Origin of the sequence: Vibrio sp. 1731 (genome assembly GCF_033339955.1) — a bacterium.
Classification (GTDB): Bacteria; Pseudomonadota; Gammaproteobacteria; order Enterobacterales; family Vibrionaceae; genus Vibrio; species Vibrio alginolyticus.
This window is the reverse complement of sequence record NZ_JAWOVO010000005.1, coordinates 232,572-248,753: the sequence shown is the minus strand read 5'-3', so window position 1 is coordinate 248,753 and position 16,182 is coordinate 232,572. Positions and strand designations below refer to the sequence as shown.

General features: G+C 45.6%; 16 protein-coding genes. 11 read left to right on the top strand and 5 right to left on the bottom strand.

What is annotated here, in order from left to right; translation table 11 throughout:
* Positions 1-73 precede the first annotated feature (73 nt).
* The gene (locus tag R7035_RS08465) at positions 74-913 is read right to left on the bottom strand and encodes a 23S rRNA (adenine(2030)-N(6))-methyltransferase RlmJ (RefSeq protein WP_005379158.1); all 840 of its coding nucleotides are present in this window, start codon (positions 911-913) and stop codon (positions 74-76) included.
* 399 nt (positions 914-1,312) lie between these two features.
* Here R7035_RS08465 and prlC point away from each other — a divergent pair, with 399 nt between their 5' ends.
* Positions 1,313-3,355: an oligopeptidase A gene (prlC, locus tag R7035_RS08460; RefSeq protein ID WP_318146092.1), complete on the top strand. Its 2,043-nt coding sequence runs from the start codon at positions 1,313-1,315 to the stop codon at positions 3,353-3,355.
* 66 nt (positions 3,356-3,421) lie between these two features.
* Here prlC and asnC read toward each other — a convergent pair whose 3' ends face one another.
* Complete coding sequence (asnC, locus tag R7035_RS08455; protein WP_005389595.1) at positions 3,422-3,886, bottom strand: transcriptional regulator AsnC; 465 nt, start codon at positions 3,884-3,886, stop codon at positions 3,422-3,424.
* Between the two features lie 113 nt (positions 3,887-3,999).
* Here asnC and R7035_RS08450 point away from each other — a divergent pair, with 113 nt between their 5' ends.
* From R7035_RS08450 to R7035_RS08440, 3 genes are all read left to right on the top strand, one after another.
* A complete protein-coding gene (locus tag R7035_RS08450) occupies positions 4,000-7,125 on the top strand; it encodes an EAL domain-containing protein (protein ID WP_318146091.1) in 3,126 nt (1,041 codons plus the stop codon).
* Positions 7,126-7,214: 89 nt separating this feature from the next.
* Positions 7,215-7,994 carry a class I SAM-dependent methyltransferase gene (locus R7035_RS08445; RefSeq protein ID WP_005379162.1) on the top strand — a complete coding sequence of 260 codons (780 nt, stop codon included), beginning with the start codon at positions 7,215-7,217 and terminating at the stop codon, positions 7,992-7,994.
* 186 nt (positions 7,995-8,180) lie between these two features.
* The gene (locus R7035_RS08440) at positions 8,181-8,753 is read left to right on the top strand and encodes a hypothetical protein (protein WP_171343024.1); all 573 of its coding nucleotides are present in this window, start codon (positions 8,181-8,183) and stop codon (positions 8,751-8,753) included.
* A 69-nt stretch (positions 8,754-8,822) separates the two neighbouring features.
* Here the strand turns inward: R7035_RS08440 and R7035_RS08435 are convergent, their stop codons facing one another.
* Together R7035_RS08435 and uspA are read right to left on the bottom strand one after the other, a co-directional pair.
* The gene (locus R7035_RS08435; protein ID WP_025768287.1) at positions 8,823-9,701 is read right to left on the bottom strand and encodes a carboxylate/amino acid/amine transporter; all 879 of its coding nucleotides are present in this window, start codon (positions 9,699-9,701) and stop codon (positions 8,823-8,825) included.
* A 64-nt stretch (positions 9,702-9,765) separates the two neighbouring features.
* Entirely contained in the window at positions 9,766-10,191 is a 426-nt protein-coding gene (gene uspA, locus R7035_RS08430; protein WP_005379165.1) for a universal stress protein UspA, read from the bottom strand.
* 282 nt (positions 10,192-10,473) lie between these two features.
* On the opposite strand from uspA, the gene ftnA reads away from it, so the two are divergent.
* From ftnA to R7035_RS08415, 3 genes are all read left to right on the top strand, one after another.
* Complete coding sequence (ftnA, locus tag R7035_RS08425; RefSeq protein ID WP_005379167.1) at positions 10,474-11,001, top strand: non-heme ferritin; 528 nt, start codon at positions 10,474-10,476, stop codon at positions 10,999-11,001.
* Between the two features lie 91 nt (positions 11,002-11,092).
* Positions 11,093-11,416: a universal stress protein UspB gene (gene uspB, locus R7035_RS08420; protein ID WP_005379169.1), complete on the top strand. Its 324-nt coding sequence runs from the start codon at positions 11,093-11,095 to the stop codon at positions 11,414-11,416.
* A gap of 179 nt (positions 11,417-11,595) precedes the next feature.
* On the top strand, positions 11,596-12,789 hold the full coding sequence (locus R7035_RS08415) for an NAD(P)/FAD-dependent oxidoreductase (RefSeq protein ID WP_005382944.1): 1,194 nt from the start codon (positions 11,596-11,598) through the stop codon (positions 12,787-12,789).
* Between the two features lie 93 nt (positions 12,790-12,882).
* Here the strand turns inward: R7035_RS08415 and R7035_RS08410 are convergent, their stop codons facing one another.
* Positions 12,883-14,226 carry a sigma-54 interaction domain-containing protein gene (locus tag R7035_RS08410; protein ID WP_005382945.1) on the bottom strand — a complete coding sequence of 448 codons (1,344 nt, stop codon included), beginning with the start codon at positions 14,224-14,226 and terminating at the stop codon, positions 12,883-12,885.
* 436 nt (positions 14,227-14,662) lie between these two features.
* Between R7035_RS08410 and R7035_RS08405 the strand changes: the two genes are divergently transcribed.
* The 4 genes from R7035_RS08405 (at position 14,663) to R7035_RS08390 (ending at position 16,178) form a co-directional block, all read left to right on the top strand.
* Positions 14,663-15,214 (top strand): BON domain-containing protein, encoded by a 552-nt coding sequence (locus R7035_RS08405; RefSeq protein WP_042522589.1) that lies wholly within the window; start codon positions 14,663-14,665, stop codon positions 15,212-15,214.
* Between the two features lie 45 nt (positions 15,215-15,259).
* On the top strand, positions 15,260-15,436 hold the full coding sequence (locus R7035_RS08400; protein WP_005379177.1) for a DUF1328 family protein: 177 nt from the start codon (positions 15,260-15,262) through the stop codon (positions 15,434-15,436).
* A gap of 8 nt (positions 15,437-15,444) precedes the next feature.
* Positions 15,445-15,642 carry a hypothetical protein gene (locus R7035_RS08395; RefSeq protein ID WP_005379178.1) on the top strand — a complete coding sequence of 66 codons (198 nt, stop codon included), beginning with the start codon at positions 15,445-15,447 and terminating at the stop codon, positions 15,640-15,642.
* A gap of 104 nt (positions 15,643-15,746) precedes the next feature.
* Positions 15,747-16,178, top strand: a complete 432-nt coding sequence (locus R7035_RS08390; protein ID WP_042522590.1) for a hemerythrin domain-containing protein — start codon at positions 15,747-15,749, stop codon at positions 16,176-16,178.
* Positions 16,179-16,182 lie beyond the last annotated feature (4 nt).

The following is a 16,182-nucleotide window of genomic DNA, read 5'->3' as shown; positions in this document are numbered from 1 at the left end:
GAGGGAGAAGGTGAGAGCATAAAAAAGCGCAACGAGAATATCGTTGCGCTTGAAGATATCAGTACTGAAGTGCTTACTCTGGCACAATCCAGTCCACTTTCCAGTGGCCAGTTGCTGGTGCGATCGCGTCTTGCAGGAATGGCAGAATCTCTTTCATCTGGCTTTCCAGTTTCCATGGCGGGTTAATCACAATCATGCCGGATGCCGTCATGCCGCGCTCGTTGGTATCTGGTGCAACACCTAACTCGATTTGCAGAATTTTACGAATGCCCAGTGCTTCCAAGCCTTCGATCATATCTTCGATGTCGTGACGGTTTACCACTGGGTACCAAATCGCGTAGATACCGGTTGCCCAACGTTTATGGCTCTGATGAATCGCTCGCACCACATCGCGGTACTCTTTCGCGAGTTCGTATGGTGGGTCAATCAGCACCAAACCACGACGTTCTTGTGGCGGTAAGCTTGCTTTGAGGCGTTGGAATCCGTCTTCTTTGAAGATGCTCACTTGGCGATCACGATGGAATTCTTGCTCTAACAATGGGTGATCGGCCGGGTGCAACTCGGTCAGCACCATGCGATCTTGTGGGCGGATTTGCGCGCGCGCCACACGTGGTGAGCCTGGGTAGTAACGCAGCTTCTCGCCATTGTTGAGCACTTTAATGGCATCGATGTAGCTTTTGATGTCTTCGGGAATGCTTGGGTTATCCCAAATACGTGCGATGCCTTGTTTGTATTCGCCCGTTTTTTCAGACCATTCGTGAGTCAGATCGTAACGGCCCACACCCGAGTGGGTATCGTGATAAACGAATGGCTTATCTTTTTGTTTCAGCGCATCAAGAATGAGGCTTTGAACGATGTGTTTGACCACGTCGGCATGGTTGCCAGCGTGGAAGCTGTGGCGGTAACTTAACAAATTAAACTCTCGAAACACTCTTTGGTTGAGTGTGGTCTGTGATTTTCACTCTATGGCGGTATTATACTCAAGTAACTTAAAGATGTAGAACTTCCAATCAAATCTGTTCCTCTGATAAGGGGACGCTATTGAAATTTCTTTAAGTCACCCACACTTACTATTGGTAATCGAATTGAACTAGGTGAGTTTCTCGCACTCAAAAGGGTGTGAAATTTCATTTAGGTATAACAAGACTCAAGGACAGAGTAGCGCTGGTTGACTATATGATGGTCATCGCGGCATAGAGAAAGGGAACGGAGCTCCCCCAATCCATGTTGCTGGCTCGTCTGTACATTGAGTTGGCCTATCTACACAAAATAGACAGGCAATCACAGAGTCAAAACACAAAAGGAATTATTCATGTCTAATCCTCTTCTGACGTTTACGGACCTACCTCCGTTTTCTCAAATTAAACCAGAACACATCAAGCCTGCCGTTGAGCAAGCGATTGCTGACTGCCGAGCAAAAATCGATGAAGTTCTACAAGACAACGCTCATCCAACTTGGGACAGTGTGATTGCGCCAATTGAAGAAGCGGATGATCGCTTAAGCCGCATCTGGTCGCCAGTGGGTCACATGAACTCGGTAGTGAACAGCGAAGAGCTACGTGAAGCTTACGAAAGTTGCCTACCAATTTTGTCAGAGTACGGCACTTGGGTTGGTCAGCACAAAGGGTTGTACGAAGCGTACAAAACCATCAAAGCGAGCGAAGAATTTGCAACGTTAACTCGTGCCCAGCAGAAAACCATCACTGATGCACTGCGTGATTTCGAGTTATCAGGCATTGGTTTGCCATCCGATGAGCAGCACCGTTACGGCGAGATCAGCAAACGTATGTCTGAGCTGAGCTCTAAATTCTCTAACAATGTGCTGGATGCCACCATGGGTTGGACCAAGCACATCACAGACGAGAAAGACCTAGCAGGTATGCCAGAATCGGCGCTGGCAGCAGCGAAAGCTGCCGCAGAAGTAAAAGAGTTAGATGGTTACCTCATTACGCTAGATATCCCATCTTACCTACCTGTCATGACGTACTGCGATAACCAAGAGTTGCGTAAAGAAGTGTACGAAGCGTACGTGACGCGCGCTTCTGATCGAGGTCCAAACGCAGGCAAATGGGATAACTCAGAAATCATTACTGAGCAGCTAAAACTGCGCCATGAAATTTCACGTATGCTAGGTTTCAATACTTACAGTGAAAAGTCGTTAGCAACAAAGATGGCTGAAACGCCGGATCAAGTGCTGGGCTTCCTGAATGACCTAGCGACACGAGCGAAACCGCAAGGTGAACGTGAAGTCGAAGAGTTACGTCAGTTTGCGAAAAGTGAGTTTGGTGTTGAAGAGCTGAACGTTTGGGATATCGCTTACTACAGCGAGAAACAAAAGCAGCACCTGTTCCAAATTTCGGATGAAGAACTGCGCCCATACTTCCCAGAGTCAAAAGTCGTGAGCGGTCTGTTTGAAGTGCTAAACCGCGTGTTTGGCATGACCGTTACTGAGCGCGAAGGCGTAGACACTTGGCATGAGTCCGTGCGCTTTTTCGATATCTTTGATGCTGAAGGCACACTCCGTGGCAGTTTCTACCTAGATCTCTACGCTCGTGAACACAAACGTGGCGGCGCGTGGATGGATGATTGTCGTGGTCGTCGCGTTACGCTATCTGGCGAGCTGCAAACGCCGGTTGCGTATCTAACGTGTAACTTCAACCGTCCAGTGGGCGACAAACCAGCACTGTTCACGCACGATGAAGTCGTGACGCTATTCCATGAGTTTGGTCATGGAATCCACCACATGTTGACGCAAGTTGATACAGGTGCTGTTTCAGGTATTAATGGCGTGCCTTGGGATGCGGTTGAGCTACCAAGTCAGTTCCTAGAAAACTGGTGTTGGGAAGAGGATGCGCTGGCGTTCATTTCTGGTCACTATGAGACAGGTGAGCCGTTACCTAAAGCGATGCTAGACAAAATGCTCGCAGCGAAAAACTTCCAATCTGCGATGGGTATTTTGCGTCAGCTAGAATTCGGCTTGTTCGACTTCACGCTTCACACCGAATATGACCCTGAAGTGGGTGCGCGTGTACTGGAAACTCTGGCGAAAGTGAAAGAGAAAGTCGCGGTAGTTCCTGCGGTTGAGTGGGCGCGTTTCTCACACAGCTTCGGCCATATTTTTGCTGGTGGCTACAGTGCGGGTTACTACAGCTACCTGTGGGCTGAAGTGCTGTCGTCAGACGCGTATTCTCGCTTTGAAGAAGAAGGCATCTTCAACAAAGAGACGGGTCTAAGCTTCCTGAACAACATCCTAGAAATGGGGGGCAGTGAAGAGCCAATGGAGCTGTTTAAGCGCTTCCGTGGCCGCGAGCCACAAATCGATGCACTGTTGCGCCATTCGGGTATTGCGGCGTAAATTGAGCAAAAAACATCAAGGCCAACCGTTCGGTTGGCCTTTTTTGTACAGTTTTTATAAAAAATTTTACGGATTTACGTTTCGGTTGATCGGGTTCTGCAACGATATCAATGTCTCCGTGGACTGAACCTCATCAATGGCTTGCAGCTTGTCGATCAGTACAAATTGCAGCTCTTCAATCGATTTGCACATCAATTTGACGAATATGTTATACGCGCCCGTGGTGTAGTAAGCTTCAACGACTTCGTCGAGCGCGTTGAGTTTTTCTAACGCGGAGTGGTAATCACGAGCTGCATTGAGGTTAATACCAATAAAGCAGCACACATCGTAGCCAAGCTTTTTAGTATTGATGATCACCTCCGTTCCTTCGATGATGTCCGCCGACTTCATCTTCTCGATACGCACATGGATAGTGGCAGGGCTGACATCGAACTGCTTTGCCATTTCTGCGTAGGGCGTTCTGGCGTCAGCCATCAGTGTTTTTAATATTGCGCGGTCAAGGTCGTCGAGTTTCGGCAGGCTCGCATTCATACTATGATTTCCGTTAGGGATAGAGTTTTACCTCCCTTTTATACTCATAGCGGATAGGATTCACAAGGTTTGGCAGGAGTAACTGCGGGTTAACTCCGAGCTATGGAGAGAATGTGCAGCGTTTTCTGGTTATTGCCGCGCTATGTTGGAGCGCGTTTGCTACGGCCTCAGATCCGAAGGTGTTGGTCGTGCACTCCTATCATCAGGGTTTTTTCTGGACGGACTCCATACAGCGAGGCATCGAGCAACAGCTGGGCGATCGAGCGCTGGACATGCGTGTGCTCTATCTAGACTCGAAACGTAACCAGAGTGAGCAGTTTTTTGCACAACTAAAATCCTTGTATCTTACGAAATTACGCAAAGAGCGATTCGATGCCATTTTAGTGAGCGATAACAATGCGCTTGAACTCATGCAGCGTTTAGCCCCAATCATCAAAGACACCCCAGTTATATTTAACGGCATTAATAACTACCATCCTTCTTTACATCGTTCTCTGAATGCAACCGGAGTCATGGAAGATGTCGATTTGGAAGCGAATCTCGCTCTTATTGAGCGCTTACATCCGAACTACACACAAGTTCTCATCGTCAGTGACCACTCGGTGACCGGTGAGGTGTTGCGTTATCAAATCGACAATTTTGTCCTCAAGTTCCCGCAATATCGAGACAAAATCGTACAACTTGTCCCAGACAGCATCATCGATCTAAAACAACAAGTCGCAAAACTGAGTTCCGATAAAGTCGTCTTGTTCTGGACCTATTACCGAGATAAACAAGGTATGGTTGGCAGCGAGCGTGACTGGGTTGGTGTCAACAAAGTCTCAAACGCGCCGCTGTTTATGGTGCATGACATTGGTTTGGGTCATGGCGCAGTTGGAGGGGTTATTCAAAGTGGTTATCGGCATGGTATTGAGAGCGCAGAGATGCTTGAGTTCGTTTTGGATAACCCTGATCAGCCTCTGCCTGCGGTGAAAAAAAGTGATTCTGAAATAAAGCTCGATTACCAAGCGGTAGCGCGTTGGGGATTGGGGGCTGAACAAGAGGTTTCTGCGGTATTTTTTAATAAGCCAATGAAGCTTTCTGAACGTTTTGCCAAGGAAATTCGCCTGTTTGGTAGCCTGTTTGTGGTGATGTCGGTGGTCATTTTGCTGATGGGTTATTATTTACAACGGATGCGTCGAAGTGAGAGCGCTGCGCGAGAAAGCCAGGCTATTCTAGAATCGATTTTCGATCAGAGCATGCAGTATATGGGCATTTTGGATGCCAACGGTGTGCTTAAATCGGGCAACGATCACCTTCAATCCTTACTTTATCACCAAGGACTGCGTTTAGACCGACCACTTTGGTTTCACCCCAACTGGAGTGAAAAAGCACAAGCGTTGCTTGAGGAGTATTTCCACGCGCCTCACCATCAAGTGTCGACGTTTGAAGCTGAAATTTGGAGTAAAGAACACGGCGCATTGGTGTTAGAAGTTTCGCTCAAGCCTTTTTCTCAGCAAGTAGGGAATCATAAGCAATACTTGTTTGAAGCGCGCGATATTACCAGTCGTAAATTGATGGAGGACAAGCTTTACCAACGTGAGTCAACCCTACGCAACTATTACGAGCAGCAGCCCGTGATGATGGTGACGCTTGATAGTAATAACCGAATTCAAGAAGTGAATCGATTTGCTCAACTACTTCTTGGCTACAAACCGATGGACATGCTCGGACATCGCCTGAGGGAGTTCTATTTTGATGACAAAGTGCTGTTCCCTCGCCAAGTGTTATTGCAACCCAACCAGCAAGTGCATGGTGTTTGGCGACGTGAAGTCGAGTATCGTCATGCAAATGGTCATCGTGTTTGGGTGCGCGAGAATATTCGTCCGCTGAGTGAATCTGAGCAACTACTGATTGTGGGCGAAGATATTACCGAAACCAAACTGCTTTCCGAGAAATTGGAATACCAAGCTCGCTATGACTTACTGACGGGGACTTACAACAGAAACCATTTTGAACTAGAGCTTAAGACCGCACTGTGCGAAGTGGACAGCCATCGTCGAGTCCACGCCATGTTGTACCTCGACTTAGATCAACTAAAAGTCCTCAATGATACGGTTGGGCATGATGCAGGTGATGCGGCGATTCAATTCTGCGCCAGTATGCTGGAAGGCGTTCTGCCGTACAATTCCATCTTGGCTCGAATGGGAGGCGATGAGTTTGCGGTGTTACTCAAAGACTGTGACGAATATGGCGCCATCAATATTGCCAAACTGATCATCTCGACACTAAGCGAACACCTCTTTATTTGGGAAGACACACGCCTGTTCATCAGTTGCTCAATTGGTATCCGTATCATCGATCATACCGCTGATACGCCACAAATGGTGCATGCTCAAGCAGACTCTGCTTGTCACGCCGCTAAAGAGCAAGGCCGTAACCGCTATAATCTATTCAGCTTAGATAACGAAGAGTTGCAGCGTCGTCAGATGGAAATGCAGAGCGTCAATTTGGTGCATGAGGCATTGTCGAATCAACGTTTAGAACTGTTTGCTCAACCGATAAAAAGCTTACAAAAGCACGAGACTCAAATGTATTTTGAGATTTTGGTGCGTATTCGCAATGGGTACGGTGATTATGTTTCTCCTGCGCTGTTTATCCCTGCTTCCGAGCGTTACAACATTGCCCATTGGATTGATAAGCAGGTTATTACTCAAACACTAGAGTGGTTTGAACAGCGTCCTGAGGTGGTTGAACAGCTTGGTCGCTGTTCGATAAACCTTTCAGGTCAATCTATGGGGAATCAAGAGTTTATTGACTTCTTATTGGAGCGATTGGAAAGTTCGACTCTGCCGTGTGAAAAAATCTGCTTAGAAATCACCGAGACAGCGGCGATGAGCAATCTGGATCAAGCCATTGAGCTGTTTACCAAGCTAAAGGCTTTGGGTTGTATGATTGCATTGGATGATTTCGGATCTGGATTGTCTTCATTTGGTTACTTAAAGAAACTTCCTGTCGATATCGTGAAAATTGATGGTCTTTTCGTGCAAGATATCAACGTAAATGAAATGGACCGCGTGATGGTTCGTTCAATCAATGACTTGGCGAAGCAACTAGGTAAAGTGACGGTGGCGGAGTTTGTCGAAAATGACCAGGTCATGCAGCATTTGATAGACCTCGGTGTGGACTACGGCCAAGGCTACGGTATTGGCCATCCTAAGCCGCTTTCTGAGCTAGTGGAGCAACTGACGGCTGTATAACCTCTGCGTAGCAAGCTCAACCTAGCATTAATAGGTAACTTAGGTATACACTCAGCGCCAGTTACCTCGATTTTTATTGGAGCCTCCTTTTGCAACTGCAATTGATCTGTGAAAACCCGTCTCAACAATCTCATCTTGATGAACTCGCTGCGCGTTGGCAGCTTTCACACACTGACGATAGCGATTTTGCTTTGGTGCTAACCACCGAGCGTTTGGAGCTACGTAAAGTGGATGAGCCAAAGCTGGGTGCAATCTTTGTGGATTTGATTGGTGGTGCGGTCGGTCATCGTCGCAAGTTCGGTGGTGGTAAAGGCCAGGCAATTGCGAAAGCTGCGGGGTTGAACAAAGGGGCAACGCCAACCGTGTTAGACGGCACGGCAGGTCTTGGTCGTGATGCGTTTGTGCTCGCCTCGCTAGGTTGTAAAGTGCAGATGGTCGAGCGTCATCCAGTCGTAGCGGCTTTGTTAGATGATGGCTTGGATCGAGCGAAACAAGACCCAGAAATCGGCACCTGGGTATCTGAGCGCATGTCGCTAATCCATGCTTCTAGCCATGATGCGCTGGAACAATTGGCGCAAGATAAAGACTTTGTCCAGCCAGATGTGGTGTATCTTGACCCGATGTATCCGCACCCAGAAAATAAAAAGAAGTCGGCGCTCGTAAAAAAAGAAATGCGCGTTTTCCAATCGTTGGTTGGCGCCGATTTGGACGCCGATGGTCTGCTAGAACCAGCCATGGCGTTAGCCACAAAGCGTGTAGTAGTTAAACGCCCAGACTATGCTAACTGGCTGAACGAGAAAAAACCGACCATGGCGATTGAAACGAAAAAAAATCGCTTCGATGTCTACGTTAAAGCATCGATGGCATAACTTCCTGACGGCTCAACTTTTCTTGTCACAGTACGGTGTGTCGTGCTGTGACTCAGCCTCTCTTTCCTAGTCTCTATTGATAGTTTTCTCTTGCTAATTCCCTTCCCTGACTGTATATCTAACTAAGAATTATTATTATTTCACTTGTTGTGATGCGGTCGATAACTGGGAAGCTGGAGTAGTAGAATGGCTAAACGTTTATGTAAAATGAGTCGCAAACAGATCGCGGCAGAACTTGGTGATATCCATCGTTTAGTTGTCGCACCAAAATTCGTTTGTCGTTCTTGCGCACGCTCTTCATCGGCCAAAGATACCCTTTGTAAGCCAGCCGCAATTCCTCCACAAAAATGCCAAGACAAGCCATTGAGTGAGCAACAAGCATGTGGCTTATTGGTTGAAGCTCTGCCAGCACAAGCGATTCCAGTGATCACTAAACAAAGCAACGAAAAAGCCGCGATTGTGAGGCGTGTTGTTGAGCGTGTGAAAGAGAAAAAACAAGCCGAAAAATCTCCGGAGCCAGTAAGAGCCGACGCACCAGTATGGTTTGATTTAGCGGATAAAAAATCGCTCAAGAAAGCGAAAAAAACACTGAAAAAGCACTATAAGCAGCAAAAGAAGTTGCTAAAAGTGGCGAAAAAACAACAAAAGTTACTTAAGCGTCAGCGCAAGCTTGAAGCGCGCAATGCGAAACTAGAAGTGTTGCTGCCAACGCCACCTAATGCTTTGATAAACGCAATCTCACAAGCCAAAGTGCATTAATCAAACAAAAAACGCTCTCCAGTCGGAGAGCGTTTTTTATTGCTGGAATATTTGTTAGTAGCGATGGCGTTACTTATTGGCGTAGCTCATTTCGACGCGCTTTTTCACCCAGGTTTCGTTAATCCATAGGGATAGCATGATGATCGCACCGCCAATGGCGAGTCGCATGACATCAACATCGCGGTTCCAAATCACAATGTTTACAATCAAGCCCGCCGGAACCAATGCATTGTTCATTACTGCCAGTGCACCTGCGTTCACCATAGTCGCGCCTTTGTTCCAAGCAAAGTAACCAAAACCAGAAGCAATCAACCCAAGGTATGTCAGAATGCCCCATTGCGTTGTAGTGGTTGGTAGTTTGTCGAGGTTACCCATGAGCGCGAAAGCCACGGTTGCTACACAAAGTGCACCTAAGTAGAAGTAGCCAAACACGGTGTGTTGTGGCAAATCGACGGGTTCACTCTCCATGATATATTTGTAGCCCACCTGACCGATGGCAAAGCAGAGGTTTGCTCCTTGTACGACCAAAAAGCCCAGTAGGAAATCTTCATTAATGCCTGCAAATTTAATCCAGGCGGCACCAAATACGGCTATTGCAGCGGTAACTAAGTACCAAGGTGAAAAGCGACCTTTCAAGAAGTCATAGATTAGCGTGACGTAAATGGGTGTGAATACGGTGAACAGCAATACTTCTGGCACGGAAAGGAGCAAAAAAGATTGGTAGTAGAAGCAATACATCAAGCCGAGCTGGAAGCCACCGACGGTCATCAGTTTCGCGATTAGGGATTTGCTAACGCCACGGAATTTCAAAAAGGGAATGAAAACCAAACTCGCCAGTGCCACGCGCATGAACACCGAGAACCAAGAATCAACCTGACCGGCGAGGTAAACGCCGATCAGGCTAAATGAGAATGCCCAAAGTAGGGTAACTGCGGATAGATAAGCCATGGATGAGAATCTTTATCAACAACAAATGTGCCCGCAGTCTAACCAAGTTTTATCGTTGCGCCAATCAGTCTTTTAGCGGTACGACCAGCATATCGACTGGTGAGCAGTTAATCAGCTGTCGAGTCGAAGATAGAATCTTGCTCCAGAAATCTTGGTGATGACCACAAACCACCAAATCAATGCTGTAGTCTTGAATGGTATCGCACAGCTCATTACTCAAATCGCCACTACCGACTAAAGTATGGGCAATTGGGTATTGCGCATATTCTGCGAAGTTTGCCAATTGTGTGCGCGATGCTTCCATTGCTTGATGTTGCGCTTCTGCCATATTGATATCGATAAGCCCGGTGTAGAGTTCTGCGTAGTTCACGTCGATGTGAATAAAAGAGACTTTCGCATCCAGAGGTTTAGCCAGTGATACGGCTTTCTTAATCAACACTTTACTGTCGTCTGAAAGGTCGACTGCCACAAGTATGTGTTTGTAACTCATATTGCTATCTCCTTGTAAGGTCATAGTTTTAGATTAGCACCAACCCCAAAAAAAATTTGCTGAAGTGATCTCATATCGGTGCCGTAGGTACAAAGTCTTGTCTCAGTAATCATGTTATAGTGGCGTTATACCCAAGTGACTTTGATATGCTGAAATAAGCGTAGTGTTACTGACTAGAGTTGAAGTGAAACTTCGCCGTGTCTGCCAGACCAAGCTATTCTCGCAGCGTCATTTATTTCGAGGTTACTTGGGTATATTGCATGCACAATAATAGGAGTTAACATGCTGTCTCAAACTATGGTCGAACAATTGAATGAGCAAATTAACCTAGAATTTTTCTCATCCAATCTATACTTACAAATGAGTGCTTGGTGTGAAGACAAAGGTTTTGAAGGTGCGGCTGAATTTTTACGCGCTCACGCCGTAGAAGAAATGGAGCACATGCAACGCCTATTCACTTACGTGAGTGAAACTGGCTCAATGCCAATCTTAGGCGCTATTGATGCGCCAAAGCATGACTTTGCGAGCCTAGGTGACGTTTTCCGCGAGACATTTGAACATGAGCAAATGATCACGGAAAAAATCAACAAACTGGCGCACGTTGCATTTACTAGCCAAGACTACTCAACGTTTAACTTCCTACAGTGGTACGTGTCAGAACAGCACGAAGAAGAGAAGTTGTTTAAAGGGATTTTAGATAAGATCGAACTGGTAGGTGAAGACGGTAAAGCGTTGTTCTTCATTGACAAAGATCTAGCACAAATGGCGAAAGAAGGTTCATCTTCAATCATGGATGCTCCAGCTGCGTAAACGCGTTTTGGGACGTTGTAAGTAGCGGGTAAAGACGAAGTGTTGATCGTCTTTTTCTCTTGAGCATTGTTGAAGATGTAGGGAGGAAAAGATGATCAGTGGAGACACAATCTTATTTGCGCTAATGGTGGTAACTGGAGTTAATATGGTCCGGTATCTCACCGCTCTTCGTTCTCTAATTTATATCATGCGTGAAGCGCATCCGCTGTTATATCAGCAAGTTGATGGTAATGGTTTTTTTACTACTCATGGAAATGTCACCAAGCAGGTGAGGTTGTATCACTACATTAAAAGTAAAGAATATCATCATCACCACGATGAAATTTTTACTGGTAAGTGTGAAAGAGTGCGTGAATTGTTTGTTCTATCGACCGCGTTGCTCGGCGTGACGCTACTTGCGGCCTTCATTCTCTAAGAGTCAATAATCCAGAAGTTGTTCTGTCTGAGATTTTGCGGACATACAGAGCGCTTAGAGTTTAAGCGCTTTTCCCTTTCGGTATTTGTCGGTAGAATGTCGCGCCTAGAAAGCAAGGATGTGCAATGTGCACATCCTTTTTTATTTTGATTCGATACCAATCAGTCTAAGAGCTACCGATGAGTAAGAAATTTGATGTTGTTGTAATTGGCGCAGGCGCAGCAGGTTTAATGTGTGCTGCAGAAGCAGGCAAGCGAGGCCGCCGTGTTTTGGTGCTCGATCATGCTAAAAAGCCAGGACGTAAAATCCTTATCTCGGGCGGTGGTCGTTGTAACTTCACTAACTACGACGTTTCAGCTAATCACTATTTGTGTCAAAACCCGCACTTTGTTAAGTCGGCGCTCTCCCAATACACTAACTGGGATTTCATCTCGATGGTGTGTAAACATGGCATTGAGTTCGAAGAGCGTGATCACGGTCAGTTGTTTTGTGTCGATGCATTTACGGCCAAAGATATCGTGAAGATGTTGTTAGCTGAGTGTGACATGCCGAACATCGAGCAGCGTTACCAATGCGATGTTCATTCGATTGAAAAAATTGATGAAGGCTTTCGTTTGCATGCTGGTACTGAGATTGTCGAATGTGAGTCTTTAGTTATCGCAACAGGTGGCTTGTCGATGCCAAAACTGGGAGCGACACCATTTGGTTATAAAGTCGCGGAACAATTTGGTCTTCGAGTTATTCCAACCACGGCAGGGCTTGTACCATTTACTCTGCATAAAGAAGACAAAGAAGACTTTGCTGAGTTATCTGGTATCGCGGTACCTGCGGAAATTACGGCTGAAGATGGCACCATGTTCAAAGAAGCCCTGCTCTTCACACATCGTGGGTTATCTGGTCCAGCAGTGTTACAGATTTCTTCATTCTGGCGGGCCGGACAAAAGGTGTTGATCAATCTTGTGCCAAACGATGATGTTGCTGAGTTATTAGAACGCAGTCGTGAGAAGCATCCAAATCAGTCACTCAAGAATACGCTTGCCAAAGTGCTGCCTAAGCGTCTGGTTGAAGTCTTAATTGAACGTAAAGAGCTAGTCGATAAACCGCTAAAACAGTTCAATCAAAAGGAGCTTGCGGCGATTGTGGAGCGTCTAGAGCATTGGGATATCGCCCCGAATGGCACTGAAGGCTACCGAACTGCGGAAGTGACACTCGGCGGTGTCGATACTGATCACTTATCCTCGAAAACCATGGAATGCAAAGACATTAAAGGGCTTTATTTTATTGGTGAAGTGATGGATGTGACTGGTTGGCTAGGGGGCTACAATTTTCAGTGGTGCTGGTCGAGCGGCTTTGTTGCGGGGCAGTGGGTTTAATCAAACACCAAACGCAGCCTAACTGCATAAAAGATAAGATACAAAAAGAGCACTGAATAAAATTCAGTGCTCTTTTTGTACTCCCATAGCGAGTTACTCGTCTTGATACTTTTCGAGTTTGTTATAGAGCGTTTTCACGCTAATGCCTAACTCCTGCGCTGATTCCGTTTTATTGCCTTGATTCTCTTCAAGGGTATTGAGAATGGCGGCTTTTTCTAGCTCTTCTAGCGAAACGCCCGCCGGAACAAGGTCTTCGATGCTGGTGCCTGTTTCCAATGGTGGTGTGTCGAAGATAAGATGTTCATCTCGGATGGTGTCATCAGCCAAAATGAATGCACGCTCGATCGTGTGTTTGAGCTCACGGACATTACCTGGCCAGTCGTGTGCAGCGATTTTTTGGATCGCAGAGTCAAGAATCGTTTTGGTTTTTGCCTCATTGGCGTTGCGGTGCGCAATAAAGTGCTTGGCCAGACCTACGATATCACCGCCTCGTTCTCGCAGTGGCGGTATCGTTAATGGGAAATGCGATAAGCGGAAAAACAGATCTTCACGCAGGAACTGCTCCTCAATGGCGATTTTAGGATCACGGTTTGTAGCAGCAATGATGCGAGTATTAGCGATATGAACCGTATTACTGCCAACTGGGCGATACTCTCCGGTTTCTAGCACCCGCAATAGCTTCACTTGATGCTCGATAGGCATCTCGGTGATTTCATCTAAAAATAGGGTGCCGCCCTCTGCCTGCTTAAATACACCTTGGTGAGTTTTATTTGCTCCGGTAAAAGCGCCTTTCTCATGGCCAAACAGTTCACTATCAACCAATTCAGGGCTAATGGCACCACAGTTAATCGCTATAAAGGGCTGTTGTTTACGCTCACTCGCTAAGTGGATGGTCTGCGCCACCAGTTCTTTGCCTGATCCACTTTCACCGACAATAAGGACGTTGGCTTCTGTTTTAGCAACGCGCCTGATCATACGATAGAGCTGATGCATCGGAGAGGAAGAGCCGACCAAAAGACCAAATTGGTCAAGATCGCTGGTGGACACTTTACGCCCTTGATCTTGTTTGTGTTGATAGTACTGGCTGACTTCGCTCAGGGTGTCCGTCAGAATGGCAATATCAACGGGCTTTCTGTAGTGAAAAATAGCACCCAAGTTCATCAGCTTATCCAAGTTCTCGTTTGGAGCGCCTGAGCTAATGATGATCAAGTCCATATCGTAGATGTCTTCGATATTAGAAAGACGTTGATAATCTGCACTAGTAAAGTGGGCGACTTCAACAATCGCAACTTCCGGTTTGAGTTGTAGGAAATCTTCAATCCATTGGTCTGCGGCATCGATGTCATGCAGACGAAATTTGTTCAGTTCCTGGCAAGAAGCGATGGCATTTTTAAGTGATGGATCTTGTATTCTTAGAAATAGGCTTGGCATCGACATAGAAATGTCCTCTTTACTATGACAGAAACAATGTACGTGGATTATTCTCACTTCACAAGACAAAATATTGTCAGCATAGATTTAAGGATTTGTTCGGTATTTTTATGTTATTAGCCCCTTTTTGATATATATCGGTGAGAGCCATCAGTAGATATTTCCTTTTGTTCAGATTTTTATTTTTAAAATAATAATTTTGCTATTAATTGATTCTGGAGAAATAGCCTTTCTGTTTTATCAGGTTATTTAGGCACAAGTGACGGAGGCTTTATCACCGATTAAAAATTACATTTTTTACGTGTAAATAATTCATGCTTATACTTTATTGCTCATCTCATTTTTACCTCTTTCCTTTATTAGTCACTTAAAAACAATGAGTTATAAAGTTGGCACGTGGTTTGCTCCTAGGGAAGTGCAACGTCAATAAAGGAGAATTACCATGAATAACATCGCAGCTAAAATTGTACTTACGTCAGTTCTTGCTACTTCATCTACAGCAGTCTTAGCGAGTGATAAATGGGAAAAAGAATCCATGGACGCTTGGCTAGATGGTAAAGCTGAAACCACACTACTGCTAAACAGCAATCTCAACTCTTTTGATATCAATACCGATGTTGAGAATCAGGTCGTTACCCTTTCTGGTTCGGTAAACAATGATCTTGAAAAATCACTTGCCGAAGAGCTTGTTACTGGTCTTGATGGTGTGAAAAAAGTAAACAACGAATTGTCAGTAGTGAATGAAGGCAAGAAAGAAACTGATTCAGAAGCTTTAGCTACACTGACCGATTCTAAAATCACGACTATAGTTAAAACGCGCCTACTAATGGATACCAATGTGAGTGGTACGGATATTGATGTAACGACAGAACGCAAAACGGTAACGTTGGCAGGTCAAGTTAATTCAGATGCGGAGCATGATCTTGCAATTTCAATTGCAAATAACACCAATGACGTAAATAAGGTGATTGATAAGCTAGAAGTGGTTCAATAATAGCGAGCCGAGTGATTTAACCCACTTTTATTAGGAGGTAACACTATGGTTCGTTGGATGTTTATTTTTCTGGCACTGGCACTAATTTCTGCACTATTAGGCTTTACTGGTATTGCAGGAGCTGCTGCCTCTATCGCGCAAGTGATATTTTACCTATTCCTATTGTCATTAATTGTATCAATAGTGATTGTTCTGCTGGGAAGAAAAAACGTAAATAGATAGGAGATTCCATGCGACTTACGTCATTTATTTACCGTATCGCCGCAGTATTCGGTTTGGTGTTTGCGTTGGCAGCTTGTAGTGAAGAAGGGCCAATGGAACAGGCCGGCAAAAAGATAGATGAAGCCGCCGAAGAAACCCAAAATGCGATTGAAGATGAATGTGAAAACATTAAAGAAAACCTAAACGCTGAAGACCAAGACTGTTAGCCGAATCAGGTTAGGTTTTTTACGCATAGCTATGTAAGAGAGGGGCGGTCAATAACCGCCCTTCCTTTTGTCCCAATTGTTTACAATCAGATAAGGAGTCAAAGATGAAAAACATATTTGATGTACTGAAAGAGAGTCATGAAAAGCAACGCCTTTTACTCGATGCTCTGATGGAAACGTCTGGAGATTCCCCCGCTCGTGAAGAGTTTTATCACAACCTTAAAGAGGAACTCGAACAGCACGCAGCGGCAGAAGAGCGGTTTTTCTACGCGCCTTTAATAGATAGCGATAAGACCATTGATCTCACTCGCCATGGCATCGCAGAGCATCATGAAATTGATAAAGTGATTGCACAGCTTGATGCAACCGATATGAGCTCGCCAGCGTGGCTCAACCTAATGAAAACCTTACGTCACAAAGTGTTGCACCATCTTGAGGAAGAAGAGCAGCGTTTCTTCCAGTTAGCCGGCAAGGTAATGACCGATAAGCAGAAAATGAAACTAGCGGATGGTTATGTTGAAGAGGTGGCAAGCTAGGTAG

Excerpts from the sequence above, each read along its gene's own strand:
- prlC (WP_318146092.1), top strand. The coding sequence starts at position 1,313 with ATGTCTAATCCTCTTCTGACGTTTACGGACCTACCTCCGTTTTCTCAA.
- asnC (WP_005389595.1), bottom strand. The coding sequence starts at position 3,886 with ATGAATGCGAGCCTGCCGAAACTCGACGACCTTGACCGCGCAATATTA.
- R7035_RS08440 (WP_171343024.1), top strand. The coding sequence starts at position 8,181 with ATGGCTAAACGTTTATGTAAAATGAGTCGCAAACAGATCGCGGCAGAA.
- R7035_RS08435 (WP_025768287.1), bottom strand. The coding sequence starts at position 9,701 with ATGGCTTATCTATCCGCAGTTACCCTACTTTGGGCATTCTCATTTAGC.
- uspA (WP_005379165.1), bottom strand. The coding sequence starts at position 10,191 with ATGAGTTACAAACACATACTTGTGGCAGTCGACCTTTCAGACGACAGT.
- ftnA (WP_005379167.1), top strand. The coding sequence starts at position 10,474 with ATGCTGTCTCAAACTATGGTCGAACAATTGAATGAGCAAATTAACCTA.
- uspB (WP_005379169.1), top strand. The coding sequence starts at position 11,093 with ATGATCAGTGGAGACACAATCTTATTTGCGCTAATGGTGGTAACTGGA.
- R7035_RS08415 (WP_005382944.1), top strand. The coding sequence starts at position 11,596 with ATGAGTAAGAAATTTGATGTTGTTGTAATTGGCGCAGGCGCAGCAGGT.
- R7035_RS08410 (WP_005382945.1), bottom strand. The coding sequence starts at position 14,226 with ATGTCGATGCCAAGCCTATTTCTAAGAATACAAGATCCATCACTTAAA.
- R7035_RS08405 (WP_042522589.1), top strand. The coding sequence starts at position 14,663 with ATGAATAACATCGCAGCTAAAATTGTACTTACGTCAGTTCTTGCTACT.
- R7035_RS08400 (WP_005379177.1), top strand. The coding sequence starts at position 15,260 with ATGGTTCGTTGGATGTTTATTTTTCTGGCACTGGCACTAATTTCTGCA.
- R7035_RS08395 (WP_005379178.1), top strand. The coding sequence starts at position 15,445 with ATGCGACTTACGTCATTTATTTACCGTATCGCCGCAGTATTCGGTTTG.
- R7035_RS08390 (WP_042522590.1), top strand. The coding sequence starts at position 15,747 with ATGAAAAACATATTTGATGTACTGAAAGAGAGTCATGAAAAGCAACGC.